The 15,534-nt window shown below is 59.4% G+C and carries 18 protein-coding genes; 12 read left to right on the top strand and 6 right to left on the bottom strand.

Annotated features, from left to right (window positions below; translation table 11 throughout):
* The first annotated feature begins 136 nt into the window (after positions 1 to 136).
* The 3 genes from AC3WMV_RS23690 to AC3WMV_RS23700 are packed head-to-tail and all read left to right on the top strand — an operon-like array spanning position 137 to position 1,984.
* Complete coding sequence (locus AC3WMV_RS23690) at positions 137 to 634, top strand: MFS transporter (protein ID WP_103369779.1); 498 nt, start codon at positions 137 to 139, stop codon at positions 632 to 634.
* 16 nt (positions 635 to 650) lie between these two features.
* A complete protein-coding gene (locus AC3WMV_RS23695; protein ID WP_007969599.1) occupies positions 651 to 1,427 on the top strand; it encodes a class II glutamine amidotransferase in 777 nt (258 codons plus the stop codon).
* Positions 1,428 to 1,441: 14 nt separating this feature from the next.
* Entirely contained in the window at positions 1,442 to 1,984 is a 543-nt protein-coding gene (locus AC3WMV_RS23700; protein ID WP_096796613.1) for a DUF2937 family protein, read from the top strand.
* A 144-nt stretch (positions 1,985 to 2,128) separates the two neighbouring features.
* Here the strand turns inward: AC3WMV_RS23700 and AC3WMV_RS23705 are convergent, their stop codons facing one another.
* Entirely contained in the window at positions 2,129 to 3,043 is a 915-nt protein-coding gene (locus AC3WMV_RS23705) for a LysR family transcriptional regulator (protein WP_103369778.1), read from the bottom strand.
* Positions 3,044 to 3,201: 158 nt separating this feature from the next.
* On the opposite strand from AC3WMV_RS23705, the gene AC3WMV_RS23710 reads away from it, so the two are divergent.
* The 4 genes from AC3WMV_RS23710 (at position 3,202) to AC3WMV_RS23725 (ending at position 6,925) form a co-directional block, all read left to right on the top strand.
* A complete protein-coding gene (locus tag AC3WMV_RS23710; RefSeq protein ID WP_096796615.1) occupies positions 3,202 to 4,488 on the top strand; it encodes an MFS transporter in 1,287 nt (428 codons plus the stop codon).
* A gap of 63 nt (positions 4,489 to 4,551) precedes the next feature.
* Complete coding sequence (locus tag AC3WMV_RS23715) at positions 4,552 to 5,304, top strand: 5-oxoprolinase subunit PxpA (RefSeq protein ID WP_103369777.1); 753 nt, start codon at positions 4,552 to 4,554, stop codon at positions 5,302 to 5,304.
* A complete protein-coding gene (locus tag AC3WMV_RS23720; RefSeq protein ID WP_096796617.1) occupies positions 5,301 to 6,005 on the top strand; it encodes a 5-oxoprolinase subunit B family protein in 705 nt (234 codons plus the stop codon). Before AC3WMV_RS23715 ends, AC3WMV_RS23720 begins: the two co-directional genes overlap by 4 nt.
* Positions 6,002 to 6,925: a 5-oxoprolinase subunit C family protein gene (locus AC3WMV_RS23725; RefSeq protein WP_103369776.1), complete on the top strand. Its 924-nt coding sequence runs from the start codon at positions 6,002 to 6,004 to the stop codon at positions 6,923 to 6,925. Before AC3WMV_RS23720 ends, AC3WMV_RS23725 begins: the two co-directional genes overlap by 4 nt.
* 92 nt (positions 6,926 to 7,017) lie before the next feature.
* On the opposite strand, the gene AC3WMV_RS23730 is transcribed toward AC3WMV_RS23725, so the two are convergent.
* Both AC3WMV_RS23730 and AC3WMV_RS23735 read right to left on the bottom strand, forming a co-directional pair.
* The gene (locus AC3WMV_RS23730; protein ID WP_103369775.1) at positions 7,018 to 8,196 is read right to left on the bottom strand and encodes a vWA domain-containing protein; all 1,179 of its coding nucleotides are present in this window, start codon (positions 8,194 to 8,196) and stop codon (positions 7,018 to 7,020) included.
* A gap of 12 nt (positions 8,197 to 8,208) precedes the next feature.
* Entirely contained in the window at positions 8,209 to 9,054 is an 846-nt protein-coding gene (locus AC3WMV_RS23735; RefSeq protein WP_003222636.1) for an AAA family ATPase, read from the bottom strand.
* A gap of 202 nt (positions 9,055 to 9,256) precedes the next feature.
* On the opposite strand from AC3WMV_RS23735, the gene AC3WMV_RS23740 reads away from it, so the two are divergent.
* Together AC3WMV_RS23740 and AC3WMV_RS23745 are read left to right on the top strand one after the other, a co-directional pair.
* Positions 9,257 to 9,487, top strand: coding sequence for a DUF4160 domain-containing protein (locus AC3WMV_RS23740; RefSeq protein WP_103369774.1), 231 nt, complete (start codon positions 9,257 to 9,259; stop codon positions 9,485 to 9,487).
* On the top strand, positions 9,475 to 9,972 hold the full coding sequence (locus AC3WMV_RS23745; RefSeq protein WP_041070304.1) for a helix-turn-helix domain-containing protein: 498 nt from the start codon (positions 9,475 to 9,477) through the stop codon (positions 9,970 to 9,972). The genes AC3WMV_RS23740 and AC3WMV_RS23745 overlap by 13 nt, the downstream gene beginning before the upstream one ends.
* On the opposite strand, the gene AC3WMV_RS23750 is transcribed toward AC3WMV_RS23745, so the two are convergent.
* Positions 9,969 to 11,045 carry a DUF748 domain-containing protein gene (locus tag AC3WMV_RS23750; protein ID WP_103369773.1) on the bottom strand — a complete coding sequence of 359 codons (1,077 nt, stop codon included), beginning with the start codon at positions 11,043 to 11,045 and terminating at the stop codon, positions 9,969 to 9,971. The two genes, AC3WMV_RS23745 and AC3WMV_RS23750, sit on opposite strands and share 4 nt — an antisense overlap.
* A gap of 127 nt (positions 11,046 to 11,172) precedes the next feature.
* On the opposite strand from AC3WMV_RS23750, the gene cysK reads away from it, so the two are divergent.
* Entirely contained in the window at positions 11,173 to 12,147 is a 975-nt protein-coding gene (gene cysK / locus AC3WMV_RS23755; protein ID WP_041070300.1) for a cysteine synthase A, read from the top strand.
* 184 nt (positions 12,148 to 12,331) lie between these two features.
* Positions 12,332 to 13,270, top strand: coding sequence for an aspartyl/asparaginyl beta-hydroxylase domain-containing protein (locus AC3WMV_RS23760; RefSeq protein WP_027614536.1), 939 nt, complete (start codon positions 12,332 to 12,334; stop codon positions 13,268 to 13,270).
* 58 nt (positions 13,271 to 13,328) lie between these two features.
* Here AC3WMV_RS23760 and AC3WMV_RS23765 read toward each other — a convergent pair whose 3' ends face one another.
* Entirely contained in the window at positions 13,329 to 13,487 is a 159-nt protein-coding gene (locus AC3WMV_RS23765) for a hypothetical protein (RefSeq protein ID WP_167734099.1), read from the bottom strand.
* Between the two features lie 35 nt (positions 13,488 to 13,522).
* The gene (locus AC3WMV_RS23770) at positions 13,523 to 14,050 is read right to left on the bottom strand and encodes an N-acetyltransferase (RefSeq protein ID WP_027614537.1); all 528 of its coding nucleotides are present in this window, start codon (positions 14,048 to 14,050) and stop codon (positions 13,523 to 13,525) included.
* A gap of 451 nt (positions 14,051 to 14,501) precedes the next feature.
* Between AC3WMV_RS23770 and AC3WMV_RS23775 the strand changes: the two genes are divergently transcribed.
* Entirely contained in the window at positions 14,502 to 15,365 is an 864-nt protein-coding gene (locus AC3WMV_RS23775; protein WP_103369772.1) for a DMT family transporter, read from the top strand.
* The last annotated feature ends 169 nt before the right edge of the window (positions 15,366 to 15,534 follow it).

Genomic DNA, 15,534 nt, shown 5'->3' on the forward strand with positions numbered 1-15,534 from the left:
TGAAACAAATGTCATCTGACAGAACGCTTTCGCGAGCAGGCTCGCTCCCACAGGGTATGCTGCGGGCCGTCTGGCATTGGGACAAGCCTGGCGGGCGAAAAGTCGTTACTATAAGCGCCTCTTTGCCTGCCTTGCCATGGACACCATGACCGAGAACGACTATCTGATCGCCTGGGGCCTCTACGCCTTTGCCGCTGTGGGCTGCCTGTTGGTAGGGATGCGCCTGACCCGCTGGATGTGGCGCTGGTTGCGCGAGCCGCTGCGGGTGCTGATGGCGGTGTTGCTGTTCAGCCCGACCATCATTGACCCGGTGAAAGCCAAGGTCGCGCCGTCGATCGCCATCACTGCGCTGGATCTGGCCTTCAAGGTCGGCAACAACGCCTGGCGAGCGGTCTCCGATCTGTTCATGTACGGCATGATTGCGTTCGGCATTTACCTGATCTTCGTGCTGATCCGCTTCCCGATCGAACGTGCCTCGCGCGCCCGCCGCGAGCAGGCCGAAGCCGCCAAGGCTGCGGCGCGTGCCGATGATCGCGACGACGATCAGCCGTTCGGCGCTGCCGGTGATGACCGCTATGGTCGCCCGCCGGTGCCGAACAATCCGCAGCGCATGCGCGTCGAGCCGCGTCTGTAAAACCGAGAGTCCGCACATGTGTGAATTACTGGGCATGAGTGCCAACGTGCCGACCGATATCGTGTTCAGCTTCACCGGCCTGATGCAGCGCGGCGGGCGTACCGGCCCGCACCGCGACGGCTGGGGTATCGCCTTCTATGAAGGCCGCGGCTTGCGTCTGTTTCAGGATCCGGCCGCGAGCAGCGAATCGGAAGTCGCCAACCTGGTCCAGCGCTATCCGATCAAGAGCGAAGTGGTCATCGGCCACATTCGTCAGGCCAACGTCGGCAAGGTCTGCCTGTCCAACACTCATCCGTTCGTCCGCGAACTGTGGGGGCGCAACTGGTGTTTTGCGCACAACGGCCAGCTCGCCGATTTCACCCCGATCAAGAGTTTCTACCGCCCGGTGGGCGATACCGACAGCGAAGCGGCGTTCTGCGATTTGCTCAACCGCGTGCGTGCAGCATTCCCGGAACCGGTCGATATAGAAGTGCTGCTGCCGGATCTGGTCGCTGCATGTGCCGAATACCGCAGCAAAGGCGTGTTCAACTGCCTGCTCAGCGACGGCGACTGGCTGTTCTGCTATTGCTCGACCAAACTGGCACAGATCACCCGGCGCGCACCGTTCGGCCCGGCGCGGCTCAAGGATGTCGATGTGATCGTCGATTTCCAGGCGGAAACCACGCCCAACGACGTGGTCACGGTGATCGCCACCGAGCCTTTGACCGAAAACGAAACCTGGACCCGCTACCAACCGGGCCAATGGAGCCTGTGGCGACGCGGCGAATGCGTCAGCCAGGGCACGACCGAATAAAGGATCTCTCCCCGATGTTGCTCAGTTATCTACGGCTGGTGTTGTTTGCGGCGGGCCTGTTGATCGGTGTCCAGGTGCCGGGTTTCATCAACGATTACGCCAAACGCGTCGAAGCCCATCTGATCGAAGCGCAGACCGGTCTGCGCGGTTTTCAGGGCACCGCCGAGCAGTTCTTCAAGGGCGACTTGCAGGCGCTGGTCGCGCATTACCGCGCCAGTGACGACCCGGTGTTTCGCAGCGATGCCGACAGCCTGAGCACTTTGCTCAACCGGCAGTTGGCGCTGGATAAACAGTTCCAGGCGATGCAGGGGCCGTGGTACATCCGCTTCCTGCAAGTGGTGCTGGCCGCCGACCCGGACATTCGCAAGGAAACCTGGAACGGCTACAGCTACCAGATCCTGCTGACCCCGGAAGCGATGATCTGGGGCATGAGCGGCGCGTTGCTGCTGTCGTTCGGCATCGAGTGCCTGATTCGTCTGATTGACTGGGTGGTGCTCGGCGGCCGGCGTTTGCGCCAGAGCCGGCCGATCGAAGACCGCGACGTGCGCGGCTTGTAAGGCTGGCCAAACCCCGTGGCGAGGGGATTTATCCCCGATGGGGCGCGAAGCGGCCCTCAATGGTGTGTCAGATCAACCTGATTGCTCAGGTTTCAGGACTGCTGCGCAGCCCATCGGGGATAAATCCCCTCACCACAGGTGTGATTACTGAGTGAGGGTGATGTACTTTTCACCCACCTTGCGCGCATACCCCGCCAGCACCTGCTGACACAACGTCACCATCTCCTCGACCCACTCCACGCCAACTCGCCACGACACCACCACCTGCAGATTCGGCGGTCGCTGGTCGATGTCGAGCAAGGTCAGTTCACCCCGCGCCAGTTCCTCGGCCACCAGCACCGGTGGCAGCACGCCAATCCCAAAACCATCACGCAACAGCCGGGTAATCGCCGACACCGAATTCACGCAGTTCAGCCGCGGCGCCAACACACCGTTGGCCTGCATCAAAGCCAGCAGATCCTGATGCGGTCGGGAGTTTTTCGAGTAGGTGATGATCCGTTCCTGCGCCAGTTCGCCGAGGTCAGCGTACTCGCGGTTGTAGATCGAATTGCTCGCAACGATCCAGCCCAGCGGATGGCTGGCCAGCTCGAGGCTGCGCACGCTTTCGTGGCGCACCAGATCGGTTTGCAGAACGATGTCGAGAAAGCCTTTTTGCAGCTGATCGCAGAGGTTAAGCGAAGTATCCGCCACCAGCTCGATTTCTACCCGTGGATACAGATCGGTCATCTGCGCCACCAACGGGCTGAGCCAGGTGTGGATCACCGTGTCCATCACCCCGATACGCACCCGGCCGACCTTGCTCGAACGGGTCTCGATCGATTGCTTCAGCGCCGACATCGTATCGAGCATTTGCTCGGCGTAATCCAGCACCTTCAGGCCTTCGGGTGTCAGGCTGACGCCGCGTGAATCGCGCAGAAACAGCTTCACCCCCAGCTCGCCTTCGAGCACCGCGATGCGGCTGGAAATCGACGCCTGGGTGGTGAACAGCTTGTCGGCGGTCAGGCGAAAACTCTTCAGCCGGGCGACCCAGACAAAGGTCTCGAGAAACTTCAGGTTCATGGCAACGGCTCGGGTGACAAATTTTTCTTATGCCTAAGGCGGGTTTTTATTCGTTGGACGCAGCAGGGCCAGGCGACGAAAAATCGGCGCATCCGGTTCCCACGATAGGCGTCGTCGGAACTTCGAACAAGACCAATAAAAGCCTGCGGAGACTTGCCATGCGTGCGCCCGACACCCTCGACCTCCCCAAGAACACGGCCCGCCCCGGACCGTTCGACTGGTATCGCAACATCAATCAGCAAGAGCGTCGTACCTTCTGGAGCTGCAAGATCGGCTATGGCCTGGATGGCATGGACACGCAGATGCTCAGCTTCGTGGTACCGACCCTGATCGCCATGTGGGGCATCACCACCGGACAGGCCGGGCTGATTCACACCAGCACCCTGATCGCTTCGGCCATTGGTGGCTGGGTGGCGGGGATTCTCTCCGATCGCATCGGCCGTGTGCGCACCCTGCAACTGACGGTGCTGTGGTTCGCCTTCTTCACTTTCCTTTGCGGCTTCGCCCAGAACTACGAGCAACTGCTGATCGCCCGCACCCTGATGGGCTTCGGTTTCGGTGGCGAATGGACCGCTGGCGCGGTGCTGATCGGTGAAGTGATCCGCGCCAAGGATCGCGGCAAAGCGGTGGGCATGGTGCAGAGCGGTTGGGCCTTGGGCTGGGGATTGACGGCGATTCTGTATGCGCTGCTGTTCTCGGTGTTGCCGCCGGAAGATGCCTGGCGAGCGCTGTTCATCCTCGGCATCGTCCCGGCGATTTTCGTGATCTTCGTCCGCCGTCTGGTGAAAGACCCGGAGATCTATCGCGAAGCCAAGGCGGCGCAAACCCCGCAGAATCCGGCGAAGTTCTACGAGATCTTTGCCCCCGGCATGCTGTTCACCACGTTCCGTGCTTCCTTGCTGACCACCGGTGCGCTCGGCGGTTACTACGCGATTACCTCGTGGCTGCCGACCTTCCTGAAGAATGAACGCGGCTTGAGTGTGCTCGGCACTGGCGGGTATCTGGCGATGGTGATTGTCGGCTCCTACGTCGGCTATGTGATCAGCGCTTATCTGACCGATCTGCTGGGACGTAAAAAGAACTTCATCCTGTTTGCGGTCGGTTCGTTCACCATCGTCTTGCTGTACACGCAGATGCCGGTCAGCAACGGGGTGATGCTGTGGCTGGGCTTTCCGCTGGGCTTCTTCGCTTCGGGAATTTTCAGCGGCATGGGCGCGTTTCTCACCGAGCTGTTTCCAACGCGAATTCGCGGCTCGGGGCAGGGCTTCTGCTACAACATCGGTCGGGCGCTGGCGGCTTTGTTTCCGCTGCTGATCGGCTTGCTCAGCCAGAAGGTGCCGTTGAGCGTTGGGATCGGTGCGTTTGCTGCGGTGTCCTACGGCGTGGTGATTCTCGCCGCACTGAGCCTGCCGGAGACCCGTGGCAAGCAACTGGATGCGCAGTAACTGATAACCTGCCGGGCAAGCGTCCTACAGATAAAAAGACAAGAAGCTACAGGAGTGTTCACCGTGAGCCGCCTGCTATTGAATTGTGATATCGGCGAGAGTTTCGGCAGCTGGACCATGGGTCTGGACGCCGAGGTCATGCCCTTCATTGATTGCGCCAACGTGGCCTGCGGCTTCCATGCCGGTGACCCGAGCATCATGCGCAAGACCGTCAGCCTGGCCCTGAGCCACGGCGTGCAGATCGGCGCGCACCCGGCCTATCAGGATCTGGTCGGTTTCGGCCGGCGCTCCATGGCCTATTCCGCCCAGGAACTGCAAGACATCCTGCATTACCAGATCGGCGCGCTCGACGGCATCTGCAAGGCGCAGGGCGGGCGAGTCAGTTACGTCAAACCCCACGGCGCGATGTACAACGACATGATGGCCAACCCGGTGCAATTGCGGGCAGTGATTCAGGCTGTTGCCGCCTACGATCGCAGCTTGCCGCTGATGCTGATGGCCACCCGCGACAATTCAGCGGCGCAGCAACTCGGTGACGAATACGGCGTGACCCTGTGGTTCGAAGCCTTTGCTGATCGCGCCTACGACAGCGCAGGTCGACTGGTCTCGCGGCAACTGCCGGGCGCAGTGCATCACGAAGCAGAAAAAATCATCGAACAGGCGCTGACCATCGCCCGTGGCGGCGAGCTCGTCGCCAGCGACGGCAGCGCGCTGCACCTGCAGGCCAACACCTTGTGCGTGCATGGCGACAACACCAGTTCGGTGGCCGCCGTGCAGCGCATTCGCGAGGCCCTGAATCAGCAGAGCGCGCCATGAGTCCACGGATTGAAGTGGTGGCCCTCGACTGCCTGATGCTGCGCCTGTTCGATGAAATTGCCGAATCCAACATGCCGTGGATGCTCGCCGCCAGTGAGCGCTTGCGCGCGGTGTTTGGCGCGCAGTTGATCGACCTGGTGCCGTCCTACACCACGTTGATGGTGCATTACGATCTGACCGCGCTGAGCCCGAGTCAGGCGCGTGAATTGATCGCTGAAGCCTTGATCGACCTGTCGCCGAATGCGCGCACCGGCGGCCAGTGCCATGTGTTGCCGGTCTGGTACGACCTGAGTGTCGGTCCCGAACTGAGTCTGTTGGCGCAGCGCAGTGGATTGGCGGTGCAAGAGGTGATCCTCCGTCACAGCGCGCGTGAATATCAGGTGTTCGCCCTCGGCTTCGCGCCGGGATTCGCCTTCATGGGGCTGGTGGAAGAAATCCTCGCGGCGCCACGTCTGGACACCCCGCGCAAAAAAGTTGCGGCCGGCAGCGTCGGCATCGCCGAACGGCAGACCGCGGCTTATCCGGTGGTGTCCCCCGGTGGCTGGAACCTGATCGGCCGCACCCCGGCGAAACTGTTCGACCGTCATCGCGACGGCTACAGCCTGATGCAACCCGGCGACACCGTGCGTTTCGAAGCGGTGAGCCACGCCGAGTTCATCAACCTGGGCGGCGATGACACGCCACTGGAGGCGCTGGCATGAGCCGACTGACAATTGAAGCGAGCACGCCGCTGTGCCTGTTGCAGGACGCCGGGCGCTTCGGCGTGCGCCATTTGGGCGTGACCCAGGGCGGCGCAGCGGATTGGAGTTCGATGAGTTGGGGCAATTGGTTGCTCGGTAATGCGCTGGATCTGCCGGTGATCGAAATCACCCTCGGCGGGTTTGCCGTGGTGGCGCAGGAGGATTGCCTGCTGGCGCTGGCCGGCGCTGATCTTGGTGCGCAGATCGATGGGCAGGCGCTGGCGCCGTGGCGCAGTTTCAAACTGGGCAAAGGCCAGACATTGAAGTTCACTCAACCGCTGCTCGGTGCCCGGGCTTATCTGGCGGCGCCCGGTGGTTTCGACGCGCCGCAGGTGCTGGGCAGCAGTGCTACGGTGGTGCGCGAAAAACTCGGTGGATTGGATGGTATGGGGTTACCGCTGACCAAGGGCGCGACGTTGAGTTATCGCGGTGCGGTTCTGCAGGTGCGTGAAGTGCCGCTGGCGCATCGACCTGATCTGCGCCTCAACGCGCCGCTGGATCTGGTGCTTGGCGCACAGATCGGCCAGTTCAGCGGGCAGAGTCTGTTTGATGTGTTCAACAGTCCGTGGACGCTGGACAGTCGCGCTGATCGCATGGGCATTCGGTTGCTGGGCAAGGCGTTGCAGTATCAGGGCCGGCCGATGATTTCCGAGGGTATTCCGCTGGGTGCGGTGCAGGTGCCGCCGGATGGACAGCCGATTGTGCTGCTCAATGATCGGCAGACGATTGGTGGCTATCCGCGCTTGGGAGCGTTGACGCCATTGGCGCTGGCGCGGCTGGCGCAGTGTCTGCCGGGGGCGCAGGTGCGGTTTAGGCCGGTGGTGCAGGAAGTCGCACATCGCGAGCATGTCGAGTATTTGCAGCGTTTCATAATTAGCTAAGGGCTTCGCGAGCAGGCTCGCTCCCACATTGGAATGCATTTCACCTGTGGGAGCGAGCCTCCTCGCGAAGAGGGCATCACTGACAACAAAGATTACTTGGACAGAAATCGCATCCCTTCCTCAAGCCCACGCAACGTCAGCGGATACATCTGATCCTCGATCAAATCGCGCACGATATTGGTCGACGAGGTATAGCCCCAGGTGTCCTTCGGATAAGGATTGATCCAGATAAGCTTCTTGTACTTTTCCATGAAGCGCTGCATCCACAGGTAGCCCGGCTCTTCGTTCCAGTGCTCGACGCTGCCGCCGGCCTGGGTGATTTCGTAGGGTGCCATGGCGGCGTCACCGATGAAGATCACTTTGTAGTCGGCGCCATACTTGTGCAGCAAATCCTGCGTCGAGAAACGCTCGGACGTGCGGCGCAGGTTGTTCTTCCACACCGACTCATAAATGAAGTTGTGGAAGTAGAAGTACTCCAGATGCTTGAACTCGGTTTTGCACGCCGAGAACAGCTCCTCGCAGATCTTCACGTGCGCGTCCATCGAGCCGCCGATGTCGAACAGCAGCAACAGCTTCACTGTGTTGCGCCGCTCCGGGCGCATCTGAATGTTCAGCAGGCCGGCGTCCTTGGCGGTGTGGTCGATGGTGCCGTCGATGTCCAGCTCTTCCGCCGCACCCTGACGGGCGAATTTGCGCAGACGACGCAGGGCGACCTTGATGTTGCGCGTGCCCAGTTCCACCGAATCGTCGAGGTTCTTGTACTCGCGCTGATCCCAGACCTTGACCGCTTTGCCCTGACGCTTGCCGGCATCGCCGACCCGAATGCCTTCCGGGTTGAAGCCGCCGGAGCCAAACGGGCTGGTGCCGCCGGTGCCGATCCATTTGTTGCCGCCGGCGTGGCGTTCCTTTTGTTCTTCGAGGCGCTTCTTGAACTCTTCGATCAGCTTGTCCAGGCCACCGAGGGACTGGATCTGCGCCCGTTCCTCGTCGGTCAGCGAGCGCTCGAATTCCTTGCGCAACCAGTCTTCGGGAATCAGCGCCTGCAAGTGATCGTCGAGCTTTTCCAGGCCATCGAAGTAGGCGCCGAATGCGCGGTCGAACTTGTCGAAATGCCGTTCGTCCTTGACCAGAATCGCCCGCGACAAGTAGTAAAACTCGTCCATGTCGGCGAAGGTCACGCGCTGCTTCAGCGCGTTGATCAGGTCGAGCAGTTCGCGCACCGACACTGGCACCTTGGCTGCACGCATTTCATTGAACAGGTTGAGCAACATGGCATCAGCCTCTTAGCGAGAACCGCGGCGGCTCATGAACGCCAGGCGCTCAAGCAACTGCACGTCCTGCTCGTTCTTCACCAGCGCACCGGCCAGCGGTGGAATGGCCTTGGTCGGATCGCGTTCGCGCAGCACCGCTTCGCCAATGTTGTCGGCCATCAGCAGCTTCAGCCAGTCGACCAATTCCGAGGTCGACGGCTTCTTCTTCAGGCCCGGCACCTTGCGCACGTCGAAGAACACGTCCAGCGCTTCGCTGACCAGATCCTTCTTGATGTCCGGGTAGTGCACGTCGACGATTTTCTGCAGGGTGCTGCGGTCGGGGAAGGCGATGTAGTGGAAGAAGCAGCGGCGCAGGAAGGCGTCCGGCAGCTCTTTCTCGTTGTTCGAGGTAATGATGATGATCGGGCGTTTCTTGGCCTTGATGGTCTCGTCGATCTCGTAAACGTAGAACTCCATCTTGTCGAGTTCTTGCAGCAAGTCGTTGGGGAACTCGATGTCGGCCTTGTCGATTTCGTCGATCAGCAGAATCACCCGTTCTTCGGACTCGAAAGCCTCCCACAGCTTGCCCTTCTTCAGGTAGTTGCGCACGTCGTGGACTTTTTCGTTGCCCAGTTGCGAGTCGCGCAGACGGCTGACCGCATCGTACTCGTACAGACCCTGATGGGCCTTGGTGGTGGACTTGATGTGCCAGGTGATCAGCTTGGCGCCGAACGATTCGGCCAGTTGCTCGGCGAGCATGGTCTTGCCGGTGCCCGGTTCGCCCTTGACCAGCAGCGGCCGCTCCAGGGTGATGGCGGCATTGACCGCCAGCTTCAGGTCATCGGTGGCGACGTAGGCCTGGGTGCCTTCGAACTTCATCTGCTAATCCTCGAACGGTAACGCCGACCTGCACAGGCAGGGCGGGGGCGAAAAAATCGGATGCCCCGACTATAACGCGCAGCCCGGTCGACTGTGAACGCAGACGGCTTATTCAGTCTCTGAATGGGGCGTCACATGTTGACTCGGTTTCGGCCAGAGGCCAGTATTCAGGTATCGCCGATTTGGCGATAGACTGTCGGGCATGACGACTAAATACCGATTTCGCGACAAATACCGCATTCAGTTACTTGAGAAGGATCACCCGCCACCCCATGTCCACTTGATCGGTGGCGGAGTGGACGTGATGCTGAGCCTTGAAACCGTCGAAGTCATGACGGGCAAGGCACCGCCGCTGATTATCAAGGAAGCGCTGGCTTGGGTTGCGGCTCATCAAGCGCAACTGCTGGAGGACTGGAAACGATGTTACCCATGAAAAGGCCTCGTCTGACGGCTGTGCAGGCACTGTCAGGTTTTCGATTGAAACTGACCTTTATTGATGGTCAGGATCTGACCCTTGACCTGAGCCGAGACATCCACGCTTATCCAGGTCTGCAACCATTGCTTGATCCCGAAGTGTTTGCGGCTGCGACCCTTGACGACAATGGCTGGACGGTCGAATGGCTTGAGCCCGATATACAGATTGGCGCAGACACGCTTTATATGGATGCGCTGGCCCAAAACACTGTCGATGAAAACACTCGGATTTTCATCGATTGGCGTGCACGTACCGGACTCTCACTGAATCAGGCAGCCGAGGCGCTGGGTGTCAGTGCCCGCAGCATCAGCCGATACAGTAATGGGCGGGAGGCGGTGCCAAGGTCATTAGCCTTGGCTTGTCTTGGTTGGGACTCATTGCAGCAAAAGTCCACGCTGGCGGCTGAAGAATCTGGTCGATATGTCGTTAATCGTAAGAATTAGCCCGCATCCGGCTTAGGCCGCTCATACCGCGCATTGAAAGCCTGAATAAAGCCATTGCGCAAAATCTGCAAAAACGCTTCGAACGCGCTGATGTTTTGCTGATGCACGTTGCCACTGAGTTCGACCTTGGTGGCGAACTGGTTTTTGGCCTGGTTCTTCAGCACGGTTTCCGTGCCGCCGACGATCGCCTCCCAGACGGAGCGGAAGATGCTCTTGTCCTTGTTCTCCACGTCCTGCTGCCAGTTGAACACTTCGACGTCGCGCAGCAGCGGTTTGATGTAGCCAGTGACCTGGGCTTTTTTCGCCTGGGCTTCGATGACGACGTCGCCATGGCCGGCGTTGAAATCGAACTTGCCGTAGGCTGAGGCAAAGTCGTTCATGCTTTTGAGTTCGATGTCGCGGGCGCGCAGGCGGAACTGGAAGTCCTCAAAATTGCTCAGCGGATCGAAAGTGGCCGTGGTTTCCAGTGGTGCGTGGCCGAGCAGCTTGGCCTTGCCTTCGAAGCGGGCATCGCGCTTGCCCTGTTTGTCGACCACGTTGGTCAGGTTGTAGATGCTCGCCTCGACGTTGCTGGCGTTCATGTTGACCGGCGGTTTGGAGTTGAAATTGCGGAAAGTGATCTTGCCGTCGTGGATCTGCACCTCGTCGAGAGTGATCGGCAGCAACTTGCCCAGTTGCGCCCGCCAGTCGGTGCCTTTACCAGTCTGCGAGTTCTGCTTGTTGGGGCCGCCATCGACGAAGTTGACCTCGGGATTGAAGAATTGCACCTGTGCCACCACGGCATGGTCGTACCACAGCGAATGCCAGCTGACCGCCAGATCGATCACGGGCGCGTTGACGAACGGCACCGGCACCTTGCCGTCGACCTTGACGATCTTCAGGCCGTTGATCCGGTAGGCGCCGCGCCACAGGGCCAGATCGACGTCGGTGACCTGGCCGCGGTAGTCACCCATGTCGGCCAGTTTGCCGTTCAGGTAATCGCGCACCACGTAGGGCAGGGCGATGTGCAGGGCGATCAGCAGCACAACCACGACGGCAAAAATCCCTATTGGCCAGCTATAACGACGCTTCATGACAACAATTCCCGAACGATGTAAGCGATTGACTGTGGCGCGGCGCAGACGTTCGACCCGACTGGACTGCGCCCGGCAACAGGCATACCTTGAAAGGCTGAATTCAACGCTGCATAAGGACCCAGCCATGAGCCGTATTTTCGCTGACAACGCCCATTCCATCGGCAACACGCCGCTGGTGCAGATCAACCGCATCGCGCCGCGCGGCGTGACCATTCTGGCCAAGATCGAGGGGCGCAACCCCGGTTATTCGGTCAAGTGCCGGATCGGCGCGAACATGATCTGGGACGCCGAAAGCAGCGGCAAACTCAAGCCGGGCATGACCATCGTCGAACCGACGTCGGGCAATACCGGCATCGGTCTGGCCTTCGTTGCCGCCGCCCGTGGTTACAAATTGATGCTGACCATGCCGGCATCAATGAGCATCGAGCGGCGCAAGGTGCTCAAGGCCCTCGGCGCAGAGCTGGTCCTGACCGAACCGGCCAAGGGCATGAAAGGCGCGATCGAGAAGGCTGCCGAAATTGTTGCCAGCGACACTGGCAAATACTTCATGCCGTCGCAGTTCGATAACCCGGCCAACCCGGCGATCCACGAAAAAACCACCGGCCCGGAAATCTGGAACGACACCGATGGCGCCGTCGATGTGCTGGTCGCTGGCGTCGGGACCGGCGGAACCATCACTGGCGTTTCGCGGTATATCAAGAATACCCAGGGCAAACCGATTCTGTCGGTGGCAGTGGAGCCGGTGTCTTCGCCGGTCATCAGCCAGGCGCTGGCGGGTGAAGAGATCAAGCCGAGCCCACACAAGATTCAGGGGATTGGCGCGGGTTTCGTGCCGAAGAACCTCGATCTGTCGATGGTCGACCGGGTGGAGCAGGTCACTGACGACGAGTCCAAGGCCATGGCGCTGCGCCTGATGCAGGAAGAAGGGATTTTGTGCGGTATCTCTTGCGGCGCGGCCATGGCCGTGGCAGTGCGTTTAGCCGAGAAGCCTGAAATGCAGGGCAAGACCATCGTGGTGATTTTGCCGGACTCCGGTGAACGCTATCTGTCGAGCATGCTGTTCAGCGATCTGTTCACCGAGCAGGAGAATCAGCAGTAGTCGAATTGACTCAGATCAGCCAGGGTTCAGGATCGTTATGCTAATAAATGCTTTGTTGCGCAATTCTTAACACTGAATCTTGGGTTCAGCGGGTTTTTCCCGAGGCCGGTAGTGTTTATCATGGCCGGCTGCCATGCCGGCTATAGGGCATTGCGCAGCGTTGTCTTTATTCAAGGAGTCGTTGATGACCTTTTCGTTAGCCGCCAAGGTATTGGTGCTGCTGCTGTTTGTGGGCAGCATCCTCTATGTGCATTTGCGCGGCAAGGCGCGTTTGCCGGTTCTGCGCCAGTTCGTCAACCACTCGGCGCTGTTCGCCCCGTACAACGCGCTGATGTACCTGTTCTCCGGCGTTCCGTCCAAGCCATATCTGGATCGCAGCAAGTTTCCGGAACTGGATGTGCTGCGCGATAACTGGGAAACCATTCGCGACGAGGCCATGCACCTGTTCGACGAGGGCTACATCCGCGCCGCCGAAAAGAACAATGACGCCGGTTTCGGCTCGTTCTTCAAGAAGGGCTGGAAGCGTTTCTACCTCAAGTGGTACGACAAACCGCTGCCGTCGGCCGAAACCCTGTGCCCGAAGACTGTGGCGCTGGTCAGTGCGATCCCTAACGTCAAAGGCGCGATGTTCGCGCTGTTGCCAGGTGGCAGCCATCTGAACCCGCACCGTGACCCGTTTGCCGGCTCGCTGCGTTATCACCTGGGCCTGTCGACACCAAACTCCGACGATTGCCGGATCTTCGTTGATGGTCAGGTCTACGCCTGGCGCGACGGTGAAGACGTGATGTTCGATGAGACCTACGTGCACTGGGTCAAGAACGAAACCGAACAAACCCGCGTCATCCTGTTCTGCGATGTCGAACGCCCGCTGAGCAACCGCCTGATGACCCGTATCAACCGCGCCATCAGCGCTTGGCTGGGACGCGCCACCGCGCCGCAGAACCTTGATGATGAACGTGTCGGCGGCATCAACCAGGCCTACGCCTGGAGCAAGAACTTCAGCGACCGGTTCAGCGGCGTGGTCAAACAGTGGAAACGCCGCAATCCCAAGGCCTACCGCATCCTGCGTCCGGTATTGGCAGTGGTAGTGTTGACGTTGCTGGGGTATTGGCTGTTTGGTTGAAGCCGGATGTTGAAATGAAAAAAACGCTCCTTGTGAGCGGTTTTTTATTGTCTGTGAGTCAGCGGCGCCCGGCGAGAACGTTGGGTTCGTCTTCAATGCCTGTAATCAGTAACTGCAGAAAGCGCTGCTGATTGGCTGATAGCCCGGATGACACAATCTTTTCTTCTGTTTTGATTGATCTTTTCTTAGCGGGGGATTTCTTGACTGATTTGCGCATGCTCCCTCCCTCATTGATCATTACTTGAACTGTTTTCACGATACTTTACTCTCCACTGCTAGGACAAGACGACCTTCCAAATCAAATTTGAAGCCGAGCTTTGTATAAACAGGAATTGCTCCCTGCATTGGCTCCTGGACTTCAATGAACTTGCTGCCGACTATTTGGGCGAACTCATCGATGACCATCATTGCCAAGGTCCCGATACGATTTTTCAGCGGGTGAGAATCTCCGGGTCGCCCTTCCAATCGTACGATTCGAATACGTTGGCGGCTTTTGTTCGGATTGACGAAGCACAGTCCGCAGAGCTGTTCTTCGAACCAGATCGCGATATCCAGGGACAGGGGTTCTCGTGATTTCCATGCGGCAACCTCTCGCCAGCAAAAAAGTGGATTCTCCCAGAGCTCGAACGCGCTCAGTGCTATGGCGTCGATGGGTTCGAAGCGTACTTTCGACAAGTCTTGTCGCGCTGGTAGCTGCAATAGAGCTTTGGCGATGCTTGCCTGTTTCCTGGCCTGCGATTTGTACAACTGATACCGCAAATTCGTCCGTTCCCTTGGCATGTGATCCCGAGCATTCCCTGTCTCCCCATCAATGGGCCTATCCGTTGCTCATCAGCCTATGCGCCTGCCATCGAGCTGTCCCTGCTGGCCCTTTGTCCAAATCATTGCAATCCATGTCCCACGCTGGTTATAGTCGGCGCTCGTGAATCATCTGATTCACTCTCCAAACCCTTCAAAAAAGATCAGCCCCAATGCCTGCATCCCTCATCAACGCGGTAGTCGATTCAGCGGTCAACGCTGGCGTCGTGCCGTGCGGGAATCAGCAGCCTGGGCAGATCAGTCATTACCCTCCACCTGTCAGTAGCACGCCGGTGTGCGCCGTCGTATCACCGCCGGGCGTTGGCGTTTCGGGCTGATCGGCATTCTTTGCTGACCCCTGCGCCCGCCAGAAAAACCTACTGAATTTCAGCCTCGGCTGAGTTGGCTGTTTGCCTGACTACAGGTGGTATTCATGTTTGTCCTTTCGAAAAAATCCGCGCTCGCGGCGACGTCCACGAGCCTGTTCGTTCTACTGTGGAGCAGCGGGGCGATCTTCTCCAAATGGGGGCTGGCCCATGCCTCGCCCTTTGCCTTTCTGCTGATTCGCTTTGTGATCGCCCTGTGCGGGCTGCTGCTGTTGACGCCGCTGCTCAAGTTGAAGCTGCCCAAGGGCGGTCGGCCGATGCTGTTTGCGATTGCAACGGGCGTGGTGTTGTTGGGGGCGTATCAGATTTTCTATCTGCTGGCCCTGAACACCAGAGTCACACCGGGGGTGATGGCGACCATCATGGGCGTACAGCCGATCCTCACTGTGGTGTTGATGGAGCGCCAGCGCTCGGCGAGCCGGATGTTCGGTCTGGCGCTGGGGCTGGCCGGGCTGATCATGGTGGTTTATCAGGGTATCGGACTGGCGGGGATGTCCTGGGCAGGGATGCTGTTCGGTCTGTTGGCGCTGGCGAGCATGACGGTGGGCTCGATCATGCAGAAACGCATCACCGACAATCCCCTCGGCACATTGCCGGTGCAGTATCTGGCCGGGCTGTTGTTGTGCGGGATATTTGTGCCATTTCAGCCGTTCCATTTTGAACAGAGCACGGGTTTCATCGTGCCGGTGTTGTGGATGGGACTGGTGGTGTCGGTGTTGGCGACACTGTTGCTCTATCGCCTGATCGCCCGGGGCAATCTGGTGAATGTCACCAGTCTGTTCTATCTGGTGCCGGCGGTGACGGCGGTGATGGATTACCTGATTTTCGGCAATCGTCTGGCGGCGTTGAGTGTGCTGGGGATGCTGTTGATCATCGTCGGGCTGGCGTTTGTGTTCCGTAAAACTGCTTGAAAACCTTCAGGCTGCCCCAGGCATTTTCAGTGTCTGGGCCGGCCTCTTCGCGAGCAAGCCCGCTTGTGTCTGAGTAAGGGAATAAACTCTGGGGTGAGAGGGGTGGATGGCAAGCTGTGAGTCCGCGGTGCTTGAAGCACGAGTGGGAGCAAAGCTGCCATCCACCTTT

It is taken from the genome of Pseudomonas sp. FW305-3-2-15-E-TSA4 (assembly GCF_058787295.1).

Coding starts and splice junctions, on each gene's coding strand:
- AC3WMV_RS23710 (WP_096796615.1), top strand. CDS start 3,202: ATGCGTGCGCCCGACACCCTCGACCTCCCCAAGAACACGGCCCGCCCC.
- AC3WMV_RS23705 (WP_103369778.1), bottom strand. CDS start 3,043: ATGAACCTGAAGTTTCTCGAGACCTTTGTCTGGGTCGCCCGGCTGAAG.
- AC3WMV_RS23775 (WP_103369772.1), top strand. CDS start 14,502: ATGTTTGTCCTTTCGAAAAAATCCGCGCTCGCGGCGACGTCCACGAGC.
- AC3WMV_RS23735 (WP_003222636.1), bottom strand. CDS start 9,054: ATGAAGTTCGAAGGCACCCAGGCCTACGTCGCCACCGATGACCTGAAG.
- AC3WMV_RS23700 (WP_096796613.1), top strand. CDS start 1,442: ATGTTGCTCAGTTATCTACGGCTGGTGTTGTTTGCGGCGGGCCTGTTG.
- AC3WMV_RS23695 (WP_007969599.1), top strand. CDS start 651: ATGTGTGAATTACTGGGCATGAGTGCCAACGTGCCGACCGATATCGTG.
- AC3WMV_RS23770 (WP_027614537.1), bottom strand. CDS start 14,050: ATGCCAAGGGAACGGACGAATTTGCGGTATCAGTTGTACAAATCGCAG.
- AC3WMV_RS23690 (WP_103369779.1), top strand. CDS start 137: ATGGACACCATGACCGAGAACGACTATCTGATCGCCTGGGGCCTCTAC.
- AC3WMV_RS23765 (WP_167734099.1), bottom strand. CDS start 13,487: ATGCGCAAATCAGTCAAGAAATCCCCCGCTAAGAAAAGATCAATCAAA.
- AC3WMV_RS23725 (WP_103369776.1), top strand. CDS start 6,002: ATGAGCCGACTGACAATTGAAGCGAGCACGCCGCTGTGCCTGTTGCAG.
- AC3WMV_RS23730 (WP_103369775.1), bottom strand. CDS start 8,196: ATGTTGCTCAACCTGTTCAATGAAATGCGTGCAGCCAAGGTGCCAGTG.
- AC3WMV_RS23720 (WP_096796617.1), top strand. CDS start 5,301: ATGAGTCCACGGATTGAAGTGGTGGCCCTCGACTGCCTGATGCTGCGC.
- AC3WMV_RS23745 (WP_041070304.1), top strand. CDS start 9,475: ATGTTACCCATGAAAAGGCCTCGTCTGACGGCTGTGCAGGCACTGTCA.
- AC3WMV_RS23740 (WP_103369774.1), top strand. CDS start 9,257: ATGACGACTAAATACCGATTTCGCGACAAATACCGCATTCAGTTACTT.
- AC3WMV_RS23760 (WP_027614536.1), top strand. CDS start 12,332: ATGACCTTTTCGTTAGCCGCCAAGGTATTGGTGCTGCTGCTGTTTGTG.
- AC3WMV_RS23750 (WP_103369773.1), bottom strand. CDS start 11,045: ATGAAGCGTCGTTATAGCTGGCCAATAGGGATTTTTGCCGTCGTGGTT.
- cysK (WP_041070300.1), top strand. CDS start 11,173: ATGAGCCGTATTTTCGCTGACAACGCCCATTCCATCGGCAACACGCCG.